At 66.5% G+C, this 16,530-nt stretch carries 16 protein-coding genes; 13 read left to right on the plus strand and 3 right to left on the minus strand.

The genetic code is table 11. From position 1 onward, the window contains the following. Positions 1 to 64: 64 nt before the first annotated feature. Positions 65 to 1,300, minus strand: a complete 1,236-nt coding sequence (locus KTR40_RS06910; RefSeq protein ID WP_228405700.1) for a heparan-alpha-glucosaminide N-acetyltransferase domain-containing protein — start codon at positions 1,298 to 1,300, stop codon at positions 65 to 67. An 86-nt stretch (positions 1,301 to 1,386) separates the two neighbouring features. On the opposite strand from KTR40_RS06910, the gene KTR40_RS06915 reads away from it, so the two are divergent. The 7 genes from KTR40_RS06915 to KTR40_RS06945 all read left to right on the plus strand — a co-directional run bounded on the left by KTR40_RS06915 (position 1,387) and on the right by KTR40_RS06945 (position 9,490). Continuing rightward, entirely contained in the window at positions 1,387 to 1,746 is a 360-nt protein-coding gene (locus KTR40_RS06915; protein ID WP_370633176.1) for a hypothetical protein, read from the plus strand. Between the two features lie 300 nt (positions 1,747 to 2,046). Next, positions 2,047 to 2,955: a 4-hydroxy-tetrahydrodipicolinate synthase gene (gene dapA / locus KTR40_RS06920; RefSeq protein ID WP_228405701.1), complete on the plus strand. Its 909-nt coding sequence runs from the start codon at positions 2,047 to 2,049 to the stop codon at positions 2,953 to 2,955. A gap of 41 nt (positions 2,956 to 2,996) precedes the next feature. Next, positions 2,997 to 4,688, plus strand: coding sequence for a ribonuclease J (locus KTR40_RS06925; protein WP_228405702.1), 1,692 nt, complete (start codon positions 2,997 to 2,999; stop codon positions 4,686 to 4,688). A gap of 134 nt (positions 4,689 to 4,822) precedes the next feature. Further along, positions 4,823 to 7,726 (plus strand): DNA translocase FtsK, encoded by a 2,904-nt coding sequence (locus tag KTR40_RS06930; protein WP_228405703.1) that lies wholly within the window; start codon positions 4,823 to 4,825, stop codon positions 7,724 to 7,726. Positions 7,727 to 7,749: 23 nt separating this feature from the next. Beyond that, complete coding sequence (gene pgsA / locus KTR40_RS06935) at positions 7,750 to 8,394, plus strand: CDP-diacylglycerol--glycerol-3-phosphate 3-phosphatidyltransferase (RefSeq protein WP_228405704.1); 645 nt, start codon at positions 7,750 to 7,752, stop codon at positions 8,392 to 8,394. Beyond that, entirely contained in the window at positions 8,391 to 8,870 is a 480-nt protein-coding gene (locus tag KTR40_RS06940; RefSeq protein WP_139028728.1) for a CinA family protein, read from the plus strand. The genes pgsA and KTR40_RS06940 overlap by 4 nt, the downstream gene beginning before the upstream one ends. A gap of 167 nt (positions 8,871 to 9,037) precedes the next feature. Continuing rightward, positions 9,038 to 9,490, plus strand: coding sequence for a helix-turn-helix domain-containing protein (locus tag KTR40_RS06945; RefSeq protein ID WP_043793869.1), 453 nt, complete (start codon positions 9,038 to 9,040; stop codon positions 9,488 to 9,490). 79 nt (positions 9,491 to 9,569) lie between these two features. Here KTR40_RS06945 and KTR40_RS06950 read toward each other — a convergent pair whose 3' ends face one another. Next, positions 9,570 to 10,103, minus strand: a complete 534-nt coding sequence (locus KTR40_RS06950; RefSeq protein ID WP_139028729.1) for a MarR family winged helix-turn-helix transcriptional regulator — start codon at positions 10,101 to 10,103, stop codon at positions 9,570 to 9,572. Positions 10,104 to 10,143: 40 nt separating this feature from the next. On the opposite strand from KTR40_RS06950, the gene KTR40_RS06955 reads away from it, so the two are divergent. From KTR40_RS06955 to dapF, 6 genes are all read left to right on the plus strand, one after another. Further along, complete coding sequence (locus tag KTR40_RS06955; protein WP_139028730.1) at positions 10,144 to 10,368, plus strand: DUF3046 domain-containing protein; 225 nt, start codon at positions 10,144 to 10,146, stop codon at positions 10,366 to 10,368. A gap of 190 nt (positions 10,369 to 10,558) precedes the next feature. After that, positions 10,559 to 11,614, plus strand: coding sequence for a recombinase RecA (gene recA, locus KTR40_RS06960; protein WP_066274884.1), 1,056 nt, complete (start codon positions 10,559 to 10,561; stop codon positions 11,612 to 11,614). Positions 11,615 to 11,758: 144 nt separating this feature from the next. Then, positions 11,759 to 12,250, plus strand: a complete 492-nt coding sequence (locus tag KTR40_RS06965) for a regulatory protein RecX (RefSeq protein ID WP_228405705.1) — start codon at positions 11,759 to 11,761, stop codon at positions 12,248 to 12,250. 18 nt (positions 12,251 to 12,268) lie between these two features. Further along, positions 12,269 to 13,828 carry a tRNA (N6-isopentenyl adenosine(37)-C2)-methylthiotransferase MiaB gene (miaB, locus tag KTR40_RS06970; protein ID WP_139028732.1) on the plus strand — a complete coding sequence of 520 codons (1,560 nt, stop codon included), beginning with the start codon at positions 12,269 to 12,271 and terminating at the stop codon, positions 13,826 to 13,828. A gap of 3 nt (positions 13,829 to 13,831) precedes the next feature. Next, positions 13,832 to 14,740, plus strand: a complete 909-nt coding sequence (gene miaA, locus KTR40_RS06975) for a tRNA (adenosine(37)-N6)-dimethylallyltransferase MiaA (protein WP_228405706.1) — start codon at positions 13,832 to 13,834, stop codon at positions 14,738 to 14,740. Between the two features lie 32 nt (positions 14,741 to 14,772). Next, on the plus strand, positions 14,773 to 15,717 hold the full coding sequence (gene dapF, locus KTR40_RS06980; RefSeq protein WP_228405707.1) for a diaminopimelate epimerase: 945 nt from the start codon (positions 14,773 to 14,775) through the stop codon (positions 15,715 to 15,717). Here dapF and KTR40_RS06985 read toward each other — a convergent pair. Further along, complete coding sequence (locus KTR40_RS06985) at positions 15,689 to 16,312, minus strand: class I SAM-dependent methyltransferase (protein WP_139028735.1); 624 nt, start codon at positions 16,310 to 16,312, stop codon at positions 15,689 to 15,691. The two genes, dapF and KTR40_RS06985, sit on opposite strands and share 29 nt — an antisense overlap. Between the last annotated feature and the right edge of the window lie 218 nt (positions 16,313 to 16,530).

Genomic DNA, 16,530 nt, shown 5'->3' on the forward strand with positions numbered 1-16,530 from the left:
AACCGGCCGCGTGGCACCCTGAGGCACCGGCTGCCCGCGGTTCAAGGCAACCGGCCGCCCGGCGCTAGCGGACGGACGTGAGTTCGCCCCGGCCCGCCAGGTTCGCGGCGTGCCCGGCCCACTCCAGCGGCCCGCGCCACTTGAGCAGCACGAACACCATTCCCACGACGATGGCGGTGGCGGCGTGGGCAAAATACATCCCGTCCTCCGTCCAGCCGGCGGGCAGCGGTTTGAGGTAGAAGCCGGAAACCACCCAGACGTGGGCCGTGTAGAGGGTCAGGGTCATCGCTCCCGCACCGCGCAGCGGCAGCAGCAGGTCCAGGTCCACCCACTCGGCCAGCCGGCCCAGCAGCAGGCACGCGCCGATCACCGCCACCGCCACCGCCGAGGTGTGCAGCAGGTCCAACGTGGTGGCGGAGTGCGGTGCCGCGGATGCCAGCCACCACCAGGAGCCCTCCTGCGGGATGCCCGTCAGGTTGACCTGCAGGATGCTCTCCAGCGGATAACCCGGAGAGTCCAGCACTTCCTCCAGCGCAGCCCGGCCGCCCCAGCTCTCCATCGCCGTAACGCCCAAAGTCTTTGCCAGGACTGCCACGATGGTGCCGCCAACCAGGAGGACCACCGGCACCATCGCCCTGGCCAGCACCAGCCTGCCCACGATGAGTCCCACGAGCAGGTATGAAAGCCACTGGAACACGGGGTAGTAGCCGGTGAAGAACAGGTCCGCCAGCAGGCTCGACGGTGTTGCCAGGTCCTCCCAGGACGGGTTGTGGCCCAGTTGCAGCGGTGGTTCGGCGGCCAGTAGCCACGGGCGCAGCAGGTACGCCAGCACCGGGGACCCCAGGATCCAGCCGCCGGCCCAGGCGCACAACCGCTTCAGCCCCATCCCCAGGAAGGGCAGGACGCACAGGAACAGCACCGCGTAGTGGACCAGGATGATGGCCAGGTTGACTTCCAGCCCGCCAAGGGAAAGTCCGACGGCGGCAATCACCAGCGCACGCAGGGCAATGCCCCGGCGGGCGGCGGACAGGTCGGGGCCCTGCAGCGGCCTGTGCTTTCCCGTGGACAAGGCCAGGCCCACCCCGGCAAGTACCGCAAAGAGCGCCGCCGCCCTGCCCGAGAAGGTGAGGCCAATCCAGGTGGGCGTCAGGTCCGCGTTCGACTCGAAGGTGGGGAGCAGGTGGGTGGCCATCATCCCCAGCAGTGCCAGGCCGCGGGCAGCGTCGATGCCGTAGAGGCGCGCCGCCACCAGCCGCCCGGCAGTCTTACGGGACGTTCTTGCCGGGTTACGGGACGTCATGACCAGATCGTCTCATACCTGCCTGTGCCCGGGCTGTCACAAGAATCTCCTTGTATTCGAATATGTGTTCGAATAATATAGGCTGCATGCACACTCCATCATCCGGAATCCCCGCTCATGAGTCCGGCAATGCAGGGCTCATGAAGGCCATGAGTCCAGGGGTTGTTGATTTCCTCTTCCGCCAGCTGGTGACCGGCCGGCCGCCCGAGGATGTCCAGTGGGAGCAGGAGGGCCTCAGCCTCGCCGCCCAGCCCGAGGGCGCGGAGCTCGCCCGCCGCCTCGCCGAAGCGGACATTGACGCCCTGACCCCCGTGGAGCTCTTCCACTACGTCCGGGCAGCCCAGCGGCTGGCGTCATGGGCAGAGGAGCTGCGGCAGGCCGCCGTCGGACGGTATTGCCACCCGCCGGCAGGGACGCCCCGCTCCGCCGGCCAGCCCGCTCCCTGACTGCCAGCCTGCTCCCTGACTGCCAGCCGGCTCCGCCTACCGGCCCGCTCCCTGGCTGCCAGCCTGCTCCCTGACTGCCAGCCGGCTCCGCCTACCGGCCCGCTCCCTGGCTGACTGCGGGCCCGCTCCCTGACTGCCAGCCCGCTCCCTGACTATCGGCCGGGTGGTGACGGCAAGGCCTGGACGGTCGGCAGGAGGCGTTGGCCATGAGGTGGAGATGGGGTGCAGAGACGCCCATTTGACGTGCATCACGCTCCCGGCATTGTCCTAACCAGCCGCGGACAGGGTAACGTTTTTTCCATGGCTGACAATTCCGCGCATCTCCCTGCCCTTGGTACTCTTCTGACCGCCATGGTCACGCCGTTCACCAAGGACGGCGCAGTGGACTATGAGCAGGCCGCTGAACTGGCGGCCAAGCTGGTGGACGACGGCTGCGACGGGCTGGTGGTCACCGGAACCACTGGCGAAACGTCCACGCTGACGGACGAGGAGAACCTCGGCATGTTCCGCGCCGTCAAGGACGCCGTGGGCGGCCGGGCCGCGATCATCGCCGGCACGGGCACCAACGACACCGCCCACTCAGTCCACCTTTCCCAGCAGGCAGCAGCCCTCGGCGTCGACGGCCTCCTCCTGGTGACGCCGTACTACAACAAGCCCAGCCAGGCCGGCGTCCGCGCACACTTCGAAACCGTCGCCTCTGCCGTCGACGTGCCCGTTATGTTGTACGACATCCCGGGACGTTCCTCCATCGCCATTGAGCCCGACACGATGATCCGGCTGGCGCAGCACCCGAACATCGTGGCAGTCAAGGATGCCAAGGCCGACTTCGTCGCCGCCACGCGCGTCATGGCGGAGACAGACCTCCTGTTCTACTCGGGCGATGACGGACTGACCCTTCCGTGGATGGCCCTTGGCGCCGTCGGCCTGGTGGGCGTCACCACCCACGTGGCCACGCGCCGTTTCCGCGAACTTATCGACGCCGTCAACGCGAACGACCTCAGCACTGCCCGGAAGATCAACTTTGATCTCCAGCCGGTAGTCCGGGCCACCATGACCCGGGTCCAGGGGGCCGTTGCGGCCAAGCAGATTCTTAAATGGCAGGGAGTCCTGCCCAACTCGATTGTCCGTTTGCCCCTCGTGGAGCCGGACGAAGCCGAGATCGAAACCATCCGCGGGGATTTGGCGGAAGCGGGGCTGGTCTTTTCCTGAGGAGTAAGACCGGCACCCTTCCGCCTGGAAAGTAGTGCAATATGACCCAAACCGCCCTCACCGGCCTTGTTACCCCTCCCCGCCTGCCGCAGGGCACGCTCCGGATTGTCCCGCTCGGCGGGCTGGGGGAGATCGGCCGGAACATGGCCGTGTTCGAAATCGACGGCAAACTGCTGGTCGTGGACTGCGGCGTCCTCTTCCCCGAGGAAACCCAGCCCGGCGTCGACCTGATCCTGCCTGACTTCTCCTACATCGAGGACCGGCTGGACGACATCGTCGCCGTGGTCCTCACCCATGGCCACGAAGACCACATCGGCGCTGTTCCGTACCTGCTGCGCCGCCGCAACGACATTCCGCTGGTGGGCTCGCAGCTCACCCTCGCTTTGATCGAAGCGAAGCTGCAGGAGCACCGCATCCGGCCGTACACCCTCACGGTCGAGGAAGGGCAGGTCGAAAAGTTCGGTCCGTTCGAGTGTGAATTCGTGGCCGTCAACCACTCCATTCCGGACGCCCTGGCCGTGTTCATCCGGACCGCCGGCGGCACTGTCCTGCACACCGGCGACTTCAAGATGGACCAGCTGCCGCTGGACGGGCGCATCACCGACCTCCGGCACTTCGCCAAGCTCGGCGAGGAGGGCGTGGACCTCTTTATGTCCGACTCCACCAACGCCGACGTTCCCGGCTTCACCACGGCCGAGAAGGAAATCGGACCCACGCTGGAACGGCTCTTCGGCCAGGCCAGCAAGCGGATTATCGTTGCTTCCTTCTCGTCCCACGTGCACCGGGTCCAGCAGGTCCTGGACGCGGCGGCCAAGCACAACCGCAAAGTGGCCTTCGTGGGCCGCTCCATGGTCCGCAACATGGCGATCGCCGAGAAGCTGGGCTACCTGGATGTCCCGCCGGGCTTGATCGTGGACATCAAGAACATCGACAACCTGCCGGACAACCGCGTGGTGCTGATGTCCACCGGTTCCCAGGGCGAGCCCATGGCAGCGCTGTCCCGAATGGCCAACGGCGACCACCGTGTGGTGGTGGGCGACGGCGACACCGTCATCCTTGCCTCCAGCCTCATCCCCGGCAACGAGAACGCCGTCTTCCGGATCATCAACGGGCTCCTCAAGCTCGGGGCCGACGTGATCCACAAGGGCAATGCCAAGGTCCACGTTTCCGGGCACGCCGCGGCCGGCGAGCTCCTGTACTGCTACAACATCCTCGAGCCGCTCAACGCCATGCCGGTGCACGGTGAGACCCGCCACCTGATCGCCAACGGCAAGATCGCCATTGAGTCCGGCGTACCGGAAGCCAGCGTCATCCTTGCGGACAACGGCACCGTCATCGACTTGAAGGACCACCGGGCTGACGTGGTGGGCCAGGTGGAAGTCGGTTTCGTCTACGTGGATGGCTCCAGCGTCGGCGAGATCACCGATGCCGACCTCAAGGACCGCCGGATCCTTGGAGACGAAGGCTTCATCTCGATCATCACGGTCATCCACCGCGCCACCGGCAAGGTGGTGTCCGGCCCCGAGATCCACGCCCGCGGCGTGGCCGAGGATGACTCCGTGTTCGACGAGATCATCCCCAAGATCAATGCCGCGCTGGAGGAGGCTGTCCTCAACCACGCCGACCACACCAGCCACCAGCTCCAGCAGGTGGTCCGCCGCGTGGTGGGCACGTGGGTCAACCGGAAGCTCCGCCGCAAGCCGATGATCATCCCCGTGGTGCTCGAGGCCTAACAGCAGCCTGCCTGCTCCGGCCCGCGTTCCCGTTCAGCGGGACCGCGGGCCGGAGGCATTTAAGGGCCGCGAACCGGGGGATCAGGGGGCCTAAATCCCCGGAAAACCAGCCCCACTCGGGTACCGTGGCTGGTATGGCCACTCGTACTACGTCCGCGCCCAATGGCTCCAGCAGGGGCAGCGCCGGAAGCAAAACCGGCAGCTCCTCCGGCCGCGGTTCAGGCTCCACGGCCGCCAAATCGGGGCGTGGTTCCGGCAGCACCGCGCGCACCCGCCAGCTCCCCGCCGTCGAACATCACCAGCCCTGGCTGCTGCGTGTGGTGGGCGGAGCCTGGCTGGGCGTCGGCCACCTGGTGGGCGGCGGGGTGCGGCGCATCGGCCATGACGTCAGCGACCTGCCCGCGGAGGAACGGCGGGACGGCGCAGCCCTGTTCAACCTGGCCCTGGGCATCTTCGTCGCCACCTTCGCCTGGTGGGGCCTCACCGGCTGGTTCCCGGATGCCGTGTACGCCGTTGTCAACGGCACGTTCGGGTGGATTTCGTTGCTCCTCCCGCTGATGCTGTTTGTCTGCGCCTTCCGGCTCTTCCGCCAGCCGTCCGACGGGCGGGGCAACAACCGGGTGGGCATCGGCTTCCTCATCATGGCGTTCGCCGGCTGCGGGCTGGCGCACATCCTGGGCGGCCAGCCCACTGTGGCGCAGGGGTTCGACGGCCTCCGCCAGGCGGGCGGCATGCTCGGTTTCCTGGCTGCGTCGCCCTTGGCGGCCATCCATCCCGTTGTTCCAGTGGCCCTCTACTCGCTGCTGGCCTTCGTCTCCCTGCTGATCATCACCGCCACTCCGTTCACTGCCATTCCGCGGCGGCTGCGCGCCGGCTATGAGCACCTGATGGGCGTCGACCTCCTGGATGACCAGGACCGGGACGCCCATGACCGCAGCTACCTGGAACGGACCCCGCCCGCGCCGCCCAAGGGCCCCAAGAAGAAGCGCCGCTTCTTCGGCAAGGACGAGAAGGACGCCGACGCCGGACTGGAGGGCTACGTTGGGGACGAGGCGTTTGAGCATGCAGTGATCGACGACGACGACCCCAAGGAAAGCGCGGAGGCGCGCCCGGCGCCGGGCATCCGGCGGCCCACCCAGGCCGAGATCGCCGTCGAGAAGATCAAGGCGGCCCAAGGCCTGGGCGCCGGCGCTTCCTCCGCCGCGGGTGAAAACGCAACCGAAGCCATCCCCATGATCACCCCCGGCATGTCCGCGGCCGCTGCCAAACCAGCCGCCGCACCCACAGTGCCGTCCAACCCCGTGGCGCCCGCCCCGCCGCCGGTTCCCATCCCGCAGCGCACCGAGCAGTTGTCCCTCGCCGGCGACGTAACGTACACGCTCCCGGCATCGGACTACCTGACGCCCGGCTCCATCCCCAAGGAGCGCACGGAAGCCAATGACGCCGTCGTCGCCGCGCTGACCGACACCCTGCAGCAGTTCAATGTGGACGCCACCGTCACAGGCTTCAGCCGCGGCCCCACCGTCACCCGGTACGAGATCGAACTCGCTCCGGGAACCAAGGTGGAACGCGTCACCGCGCTGTCCAAGAACATCTCCTACGCCGTTGCCTCCAGCGACGTCCGCATCCTCAGCCCCATTCCGGGCAAATCGGCCATCGGCATCGAGATCCCCAACACGGACCGCGAAACCGTCTCGCTCGGCGACGTCCTCCGCAGCCAGAACGCCCGCCGGACGGACCACCCCATGGTGATGGGCGTCGGCAAGGACGTGGAGGGCGGCTACGTGGTGGCCAACCTCGCCAAGATGCCCCACCTCCTCGTTGCAGGTGCCACCGGTGCCGGCAAGTCGTCGTTCGTGAACTCGATGATCACGTCCATCCTGATGCGCGCCACCCCCGATGAGGTGCGCATGGTCATGGTGGACCCCAAGCGCGTGGAACTCACTGCCTACGAGGGCGTCCCGCACCTCATCACCCCCATCATCACCAACCCGAAGAAGGCTGCCGAGGCACTGCAGTGGGTGGTCCGGGAGATGGACGCGCGGTACGACGACCTGGCCAACTACGGCTTCAAGCACATCGACGACTTCAACAAGGCGGTCCGCGCCGGCAAGGTCCACCCGCCGGTGGACTCCAAGCGCGTCATTCGGCCGTATCCCTACCTGCTGGTGATCGTGGACGAGCTCGCGGACCTCATGATGGTCGCCCCGCGCGACGTTGAAGACTCGATCGTCCGCATCACGCAGCTTGCCCGCGCGGCAGGCATCCACCTGGTGCTTGCCACGCAGCGGCCGTCCGTGGACGTCGTCACCGGGCTCATCAAGGCCAACGTGCCGTCCCGCATGGCCTTCGCCACGTCCTCCGTCACCGACTCACGCGTTGTCCTGGACCAGCCCGGGGCCGAGAAGCTCATCGGCCAGGGTGACGCGCTCTTCCTGCCCATGGGCGCCTCCAAGGCCATGCGCGTCCAGGGTGCCTGGGTCACGGAATCCGAGATCCACAAGGTGGTTGAGCACGTCAAGGGCCAGCTCCAGGCGAGCTACCGCGACGACGTTGCCGCCGAGGCGCCGAAGAAGCAGATCGACGACGACATCGGGGACGACCTTGAGGTCCTGCTGCAAGCCACGGAACTCGTGGTCACCACCCAGTTCGGCTCCACCTCCATGCTCCAGCGCAAGCTGCGCGTGGGCTTCGCCAAGGCAGGGCGCCTCATGGACCTGCTGGAATCCCGGGGTGTCGTTGGCCCGTCCGAAGGGTCCAAGGCCCGCGACGTCCTGGTGAAGCCGGACGACCTGGCTCCCGTCCTGGCCGCCATGAAGGGCCAGGACGCGCCGGCTGCGCCGGACTCGCAGACCGCAGCCCTGAGCGACAACGCCAACGCGAACATCGCCCAGGGTGGATACGCGGAAGACCTCGTGGCCGCGGACCTCGACCAACGGAAGCAGAGTGTCGAATATTACGACGGCTCGGATTCCCCGCCTGGCGGCTACGACGACGAAGACGGTTCCGAAGATGCCTGGTCCCTCACGGGGCGCTAGCCCAAAGAATGTAGCCTAGTTAGGTGACTAGCACCGATGCCACCGCGGCCGGCCCAGGCCGTGCCGGGGTCTGGAACCTTCCCAATGTCCTGACCATGATCCGGATCGCGCTGGTCCCGTTCTTCGTGTGGTTCCTTATCGTTGACGCGCCGGGGCTGCAGAGCGCGTCCGGGCCGTGGCGGTGGGCGGCGGCTGCGGTGTTCGCCGTCGCCATCTACACGGACAAGCTCGACGGCGACATCGCCAGGAGCCGGAACCTGGTGACCGACTTCGGCAAGATCGCCGATCCCATCGCGGACAAGCTCCTCACCGGCTCCGCCCTGGTCCTGCTCTCGGTGCTCGGCGAACTGCCCTGGTGGGCCACGCTGGTGATCCTGGTCCGTGAATGGGGCATCACCGCCCTGAGATTCTTTGTGATCCGCTACGGGGTGATCCCTGCTTCGCGGGGCGGAAAGCTCAAGACTGTTGTGCAGACCGCGGCAATCTTCCTTTACCTCCTGCCACTGGGTGCCATCGCCCCATGGCTTGCCTGGGTGGCGTTCGCCGTGATGATGGCTGCCGTGGCCATCACAGTCTGGACCGGCGTCCAATACGTTGTTGAGGCATTGCGCCTTCGGGCCAAGGGAAAGCTGCAGGCAGGCAGCAGCACAGGACAGGAGCCGGCATGACCAATCTCCACCATCTGTCTGCGGAAGCGGTCAGGAAGGCCCTCGACACAGGGCGCACCGTGGCCGCGGCAGAATCGCTGACCGCCGGCATGGTGTCCGCTGTCCTTGCCGACACGCCCGGCGCCTCCGGGATTCTGCAGGGCGGCGTGGTCGCCTACCAGAACTCGGTCAAGGAATCGGTCCTGGACGTCCCGTCGGAGCTGCTGGCCCGCGTGGGATCCGTTGACCCCGATGTCGCCGCGGCCATGGCGGCTGGAGCCCGGACGGTCCTGCGCGCTGACATCGGCGTCTCCACCACCGGGGTTGCGGGACCCGACGCGCACGACGGAAAGCCCGTGGGCACGGTGTATGTAGGGATTGCCACCGCCGGTGGGGCGTCGGCCTTCGAGTATTCCTTTGCCGGCAACCGGGCAGAAATCCGCGGGCAGGCCTGCGCAGCTGCCCTGGAGCGGCTTCTCGAGGCCCTGTCCCGGTGACCCCGTCCGGCCGAAGTTACCCGGACGTAAAGTTGGCGGGAACAAAAGCCGGTACCGATTAGTTATTACATTGTGTCGCTTCCGGAGAGTGGAGGCGCCTAGGATGAAATGACCACGACGGTTCGCTATATGGCGGACCTGACCAATGAGGGAGCAAGGCGATACAGATGGTAAAGCAGCCCGTATCCGTAAACGGCGTTGTCCGCTGGAAGGATGTGGGCCTCGCCGATCAGGCTAAGAGCGAACAGAAGGAGCGCAAGATGGTTGTACTTCGTCACGAAATCGGTGATGTCCTGCGCGATGTCCGCCAGCGTCAGGGGCGTACGCTCCGTGAAGTTTCGCACAGCGCCCGTGTCTCCCTGGGTTACCTCAGTGAAGTGGAGCGCGGCCAGAAGGAAGCATCATCAGAGCTCCTGTCTTCAATTTGCTCGGCGCTGGATGTCCCGTTGTCCAGCATGCTCCGCGAAGTGAGCGACCGGGTGGCAGTTGCCGAAGGCGTCGCCGTTCCGGACACCGTTCCGCAGGAATTTTCCCAGCGTTATGGCCGTGACCTTGAGCGCGACCTGAACACTGAACTTAATGACGAACTTTCCACCGGCCTTCTGTCCGGCGCCCGGTAAGGGCGCCGCTGTAAGGCGGCCCTGGAAGTAAGACGCACTGAAGCCCCCGGCCCCGGCCGGGGGCTTCAGTTGTATCTGCCTACCGGTCGTCAGCAGGAGCGGCCGCGGGGCCGTCCTTCGGGAACCCGTCACGCTCGTAGGTGGCGTTCAGCTTGGCCATGTACCGGGCCAGTTCTTCCAGGTCCTCCACCGGCCATTCGCCCAGGCGTTCACGGAACACCTGCCGCCGGGCATCCTGGACCTGGTGCATCTTTTCCTCGCCCTTGGGCGTCAGCCGGATGGCCTGGGCACGCCCATCCAGCGGATCGGCCTCCTTGGACACGAGTCCAAGGCTCTCCAGGAAGGCGATCTGCCGGCTGACGGACGGCTTGCCCACGCCAATGTTCATGGCCAGGTCGGTGAGCCGGATGGGGCCCTCCCTGCGGATCACCGTCAGCAGGCCGTAGGCTGCCGGCTCCATGTCCGGATGCACCTGGCGGGAGAGCTGGTTGGAGATGGCCCGGGCACGCCGCCAGAAGAGGCTTATCTGGTGCTCCACGTTCTGCAACGCGGCGTCCACTGTAGCTTCGTCGTGGCGGCCTTGCAGGAAGGGGACATCGGGGGAGCTGCTCATGGCAACAATTCTAGGGTGCGGACCGTGAGAGACTTTTCTGGTGCGAATCAGCGATTATTGGCGGCTTATGGACGACGAATTCGGCGCCGGGTACTCGCGGGTCCTCAGCAGCACGCTTGTGCTGGCAGGGGTTGGCGGGCGCACCGCGGACCAGGCGCTGGCTGCCGGCGTAGAACCGCGGAAGGTGTGGCTGGCTGTCTGCGACGTCCAGGATGTCCCGGCCGAGCGCAGGCTGGGCCGGGATATAAAGCCCCGCACGAACTAGCCCGAATCTCCTGACACGCCGCGCTCCTGTTCGAATACCTGTTCGGGTAAAGCTATGCTTTTCCTAGCGGGTTATCCACATAGCCGCCGTTATCCGGCCGGAATGTCAGTGGGTCCCATTAGCGTCAGAGATGACCAATAAACGGCCGCTGAGGCCACTCCAAAGCGAGAAAGCATTAGAGGTGTGAACCATGGCGGCAGCCCCGGATCGTGCAAAAGCGCTCGAAGCAGCGCTGGCCCAGATCGACAAGCAGTTCGGTAAAGGCTCAGTCATGCGGCTCGGCGATGAAGTCCGGGCCCCCATCGAGGTCATCCCCACCGGCTCCATCGCCCTGGACGTTGCCCTGGGAATTGGCGGCCTTCCCCGGGGCCGCGTCGTTGAAATCTACGGCCCGGAATCTTCCGGTAAAACCACCGTGGCCCTGCACGCAGTGGCCAATGCCCAGCGCCTGGGCGGCATCGCGGCCTTCATTGACGCCGAACACGCCCTTGATCCGGAGTACGCTGCAAAGCTTGGTGTGGACACGGACGCGCTCCTGGTGTCCCAGCCGGATACCGGCGAGCAGGCCCTCGAAATCATGGACATGCTGGTGGGCTCAGGTTCCCTGGACGTCATCGTGATCGACTCCGTCGCAGCGCTGGTGCCCCGGGCCGAAATTGAAGGCGACATGGGCGACAGCCACGTGGGCCTCCAGGCACGCCTCATGAGCCAGGCCCTGCGTAAGATCACCGGCCGGCTGAGCCAGACCAAGACCACCGCCATCTTCATCAACCAGCTCCGTGAAAAGATCGGTGTCTTCTTCGGTTCCCCCGAAACCACCACCGGCGGTAAGGCCCTTAAGTTCTACGCCTCCATCCGTATCGACGTGCGCCGCATCCAGACCCTCAAGGAGGGCGCGGATTCGGTCGGTAACCGCACCAAGGCGAAGATCGTCAAGAACAAGATGGCACCGCCCTTCAAGGTGGCCGAGTTCGACATCATCTACGGCCAGGGCATCTCCCGCGAGGGCGGAATCATCGACATGGGCGTTGAGCACGGCATCATCAAGAAGTCCGGTTCCTGGTTCACCTACGATGGCGACCAGCTGGGCCAGGGCATGGAGAACTCGCGCCGGTTCCTGCGCGACAACCCGGAGCTGGCCGCCGAGCTCGAGCGCCTGATCAAGGAAAAGCTTGGCGTGGGTGTGAAGCCGGCGGAGCCCGAGTCCAAGGATTCCCCGAAGCTGAAGGCCGTCGACGGGTTCTAACCGTTGACTGGTTTTGAACGGGAGCGGCCCCGCAGCAGCGGGGGCCGCCCACGGCGGACCCGCCCGGCTTCCCCTGCAGAGGGGGAGCCGCGCGGGCCGGGCGACCCCGACGCACCCCATTACGGTGATCCCGAGCCTGATCCGGTGTCGGTTGCGCAGGCCATTGTCTACCGCCAGTTGACCGCATCGGCCAAGAGCAGGCGGCAGCTCGCACGGAAGCTTGCCGAGCGGAACATCCCCGAGGATGTCGCCGAGGCGGTGCTGGACCGGTTCCAGGACGCGCGCCTGATCAACGACGCCGACTTCGCCGACATGTGGGTCCGGAGCCGTGCGCAGTCCCGGAAACTGGCAAAGGGGGCCCTCCGGCGCGAGCTGGAGGAGAAAGGCATTGACCAGGAGACGGCCGCGGCAGCCTTGGAACAGTTGTCGGACGCCGACGAAGAGGCCTCCGCAAGGCAGCTTGTGGAGCGTAAGCTCCGCCCCGGGCTGGATCTTCAGGACCGGGCGGAACGGGACAAGGCTGCCCGCCGGCTGGCATCCATGCTCGCGCGCAAGGGCTACCAGCCTTCCCAGGCGTTCCGGATCGTTAATGACGTCCTGGAGTCCCAAGCCGCACCCGACAGCGGCGAACGGTAAAACCGGTACCCTTAACAGGTGAGTTTGACCATCCCTTCCCCCCTTTCCGGTACCGGCACCGCCACAGCGACCGGTGGCGCTCCGCAGGAGGCTGCCCAAAAGCCCCGCACCTACCAGGTGCGGACCTTCGGCTGCCAGATGAACGTCCATGACTCGGAACGCATGGCAGGCATGCTCGAGGACGCAGGGTACGTACCGGCGGACGGTGAGCAGGCCGACGTCGTAGTGTTCAACACCTGCGCCGTGCGTGAAAACGCTGACAACAAGCTCTACGGCAACCTGGGAATCCTCGCTCCGGTGAAGGCGGCGAACCCCGGCATGCAGATTGCGGTGGGCGGCTGCCTGGCGCAGAAGGACCGGGAAACCATCCTGAAAAAGGCGCCGTGGGTGGACGCCGTCTTCGGCACGCACAACGTTGGCGCCCTGCCCGCGCTGCTGGAGCGCGCGCGGCACAACAACGAGGCCCAGCTTGAAATCCTCGAGTCACTGGACGTGTTCCCCTCCACGCTTCCCACCAAACGCGATTCCGTTTACTCGGGCTGGGTATCGATCTCCGTAGGCTGCAACAACACCTGCACCTTCTGCATCGTCCCCGCCCTCCGCGGCAAAGAAAAAGACCGCCGGCCCGGGGACATCCTCGCTGAAATCCAGGCCCTCGTGGACGACGGCGCCATCGAAGTCACCCTCCTCGGCCAGAACGTCAACTCCTACGGCGTCGAATTCGGCGACCGGCTGGCCTTCTCCAAACTCCTCCGGGCCTGCGGCGACATCGAAGGCCTGGAGCGCGTCCGCTTCACCAGCCCGCACCCCGCAGCCTTCACCGACGACGTCATCGACGCCATGGCCGAGACCCCCAATGTCATGCCGCAGCTGCACATGCCGCTGCAGTCGGGCTCGGACAAGGTCCTGCGGGACATGCGGCGCTCGTACAGGTCTACCAAGTTCCTGGGCATCCTGGACAAGGTGCGGGAAAAGATTCCCCATGCCGCCATCTCCACCGACATCATCGTGGGCTTCCCGGGTGAAACGGAAGAGGACTTCCAGGCCACCCTGGACGTTGTGGAAAAGTCCCGTTTCGCCACCGCCTTCACCTTCCAGTATTCCAAGCGCCCCGGGACCCCGGCCGCGGACCTGCCGGACCAGTTGCCCAAAGCCGTGGTGCAGGAACGCTTCGAACGGCTAACCGCCCTCCAGGACAGGATCGCGGCGGAGGAAAACCAGCGCCAGTTGGGCCGCAGGGTTGAGGTCATGGTCACTGCGCAGTCCGGCCGGAAAGCGGGGGAGACCCACCGGCTGTCCGGCCGCTCCCAGGACCAGCGGCTGGTGCACTTCTCCGTGCCCGACGGTGCCCAGGCTCCGCGGCCGGGAGACCTTGTCACCGTCACCATCACCGAGGCCGCAGCCTTCCACCTCGTCGCCGATCCCACCCTTGAGGACTACAGCCTGCGCCGCTCCCGGGCCGGCGACGCTTGGGACAGGTCCCAGGCGGACTCCTGCGGTGCTCCCGGGCCGGGCGCCGGCACAGGGGGCAAGGGCGTCTCGCTGGGCATGCCCGCGCTGCCCGTCCGCACCCGCTGACCGTTGGGCTCCCCGCCTGTCATCGCCGTCGTCGGTCCCACCGGTTCCGGCAAATCGGACCTCGCCGTCAGCCTGGCACTGGAACTGGACGGCGAAGTCATCAACGCCGACGCCATGCAGTTCTACCGCGGCATGGACATCGGAACGGCAAAGATCACCGAGGCCGAACGCAGGGGGGTGCCCCACCACCTGCTGGACATCCTGGAGGTGACCGAGGAAGCCAGCGTGTCACGATTCCAGGAGCAGGCGCGCGCCCTGATCTCGGACATCCACGCCCGCGGCAAACGGGCCATCCTGGCCGGCGGTTCCGGCCTGTACGTGCGGGCGGCACTGGATGTCCTGGAATTTCCCGGAACGGACCCGGCCGTGCGCCAACAGCTGGAAGCTGAGCTCGCTGAGAACGGGCAGGCGGTCCTCCTGGAGCGGCTGCGCGACGTGGACCCGGTATCGGCGGGGAGGTTGTCCGACTCCCGGCGCATTATCCGTGCCCTGGAGGTCCACCGGCTCACCGGCAGGCCGTTCAGTTCCTTTATGCCGCAGCGCGAGTATTTCCAGCCCGCCGTCCAAGTGGGACTGGGCGTGGACCGGGAGGTGCTCAGGGAGCGGCTCGCCAGCCGCGTCCACCGCATGGTGGACGCCGGCCTGCTCGCTGAAGTCCAGCGGCTGGACACCCTAGGGCTGCGCCAAGGGAAAACCGCTTCCCGTGCTCTTGGGTACGCGCAGTTCCTCAAGGTGCTCGACGGCGGGTGGACCGTAGCGGAGGCAGCGGAAGACACCATCGTGGCCACCCGGCAGTTCGCGCGGCGCCAGCTCACCTGGTTCCGTGCCGATCCCCGCATCTCCTGGCTGGACTGGCAGGACCCTTCGTTGGTGGCCAAAGCCGCAGCGCTGTGCGAAGCGCCGCGTATTTAGGGCTGACCCGCCCGGCCGGTAACCTTGGAAACATGGACGCAACCCTCGCAAAAACCACCGAGCCGGCCTTCCGCACCCTGAGCGGACTCCGCTTTTCCAAGGGACACGGCACCGGCAACGACTTTGTCCTGGTGGCCGATCCCGAGGGCGTCCACACCATAGCCGCCCAGGACGTGGCAGCCCTGTGCGACCGGCACCGCGGCATCGGCGGGGACGGGCTGATCCGCGCCGTCCCGTCGCGCTTCCTGCCCGAGGGCCGCGAGCTGCTCGCCGCCGCCCCGGACGCCGAATGGTTCATGGACTACCGCAACGGTGACGGCACTTTGTCCGAGATGTGCGGCAACGGAGTCCGCGTCTTTGTCCATTTCCTCCGCGCCGAGGGGCTGATTGACCTGCCCGACGGCGGCGCCCTCACCATCGGCACGCGCGCGGGCGTCAAGACCGTGGTACGCACAGGCGAAGACTACGCCGTGGACATGGGGCCGTGGGAGTTCATTTTCCCCGGTGAAGCCACAGCCAAGGCAATGGATTCACTGGTTACCGCTGAGGGCCTGGAAGTTCCCCGCCCTGCACTCTCCGTCAGCATGGGCAACCCCCACACCGTCGTTGCCTTGGCGGAACTGTCGGAACTCGCGGCAACCCGCCTGTTCACGGCGCCCGTGGTGGACCCTGTCCCGGCCCACGGGACCAACGTTGAGTTCGTGGTTCCGTCAGAGCCCCTGGTGCACGACGGCGTCGGGACGGTGACCATGCGCGTGCATGAACGCGGGGTGGGGGAGACCCAGTCGTGCGGAACCGGGGCTTGCGCAGCGGCAGTGGCCATCCGTCACTGGGCAGGCGCGGAAGCCCCCGACACCTGGCGCGTTAACGTTCCAGGCGGCGTGGTTGGCGTCAAGTTCTTTGCCGGCCCGGCGGGCCATGAACATGTCGAGCTGAGTGGCCCGGCCGTTATTGTGGCAACCGGGACGCTTTCCTGACCTTCAGGATCCGGAAGGACTTGGACGTCGACTCCCGGCTGACACTGAAGGATTCGTCCAGCTCCGCAGCAAGCCAGCGTTGCAGCGAGTCGGCCCCCAGGTTCTTCTGCACCACCAGCCACGCTGTTCCGCCCGGCGCAAGGCGGGGCAGCCACAGCTTCAGGAGCGAGTGCAGTTCGTCCTTGCCGATCCGGATGGGCGGATTGGACCAGATGGTGTCAAAGCGCACGTCCGGGTCCACGGCTTCAGGGGTACTGGCGGTGACGTTGGCCAGTCCCAGCGCCGCAGCGTTCTCATTCGTCAGGGTGATGCAGCGTTCGTTGACATCCACCGCGTAGACCCGGGCTGAGGGCGACTTCAGGGCCATGGTCAGGGCAATCGGGCCCCAGCCGCAGCCGATGTCCAGCAGGTTCCCCTGCGGCGCGGGGGGCGGGACCTCGGCGAGGAGGATGGCGGTGCCCTTGTCGATCCCGTCCGGGCTGAAGATGCCGGTGGAAGTCTGCAGCCTGCGCACCTGCCCTGCGAGTTCGACACTCAGCGGCTTGCGGGTAAAAGGGCCGGCGGGTGTTGCGCTGAAATAATGTGCGGACTCCATAACTGGCCAGAGTAGTTCCCCTTGCAGCGTAAAGGGAAACTGCCGGGCAGGCCCCTCTGCTACGCTGGTGGGCATGTTCCTGATCTTCGAGTAGCCGGCACGGGCCCAGCCCGTCCCGCAGCCTGTCTTCAAGCGACAGCATGTCCCACCCAGCGATGCAGGTTTTGAACCTTCCGCTGCGTGCACCGGCCAACGGATTTCCGCCTGCCGGTCGCCGG

Origin of the sequence: Pseudarthrobacter sp. L1SW (assembly GCF_020809045.1) — a bacterium.
GTDB lineage: Bacteria > Actinomycetota > Actinomycetes > Actinomycetales > Micrococcaceae > Arthrobacter.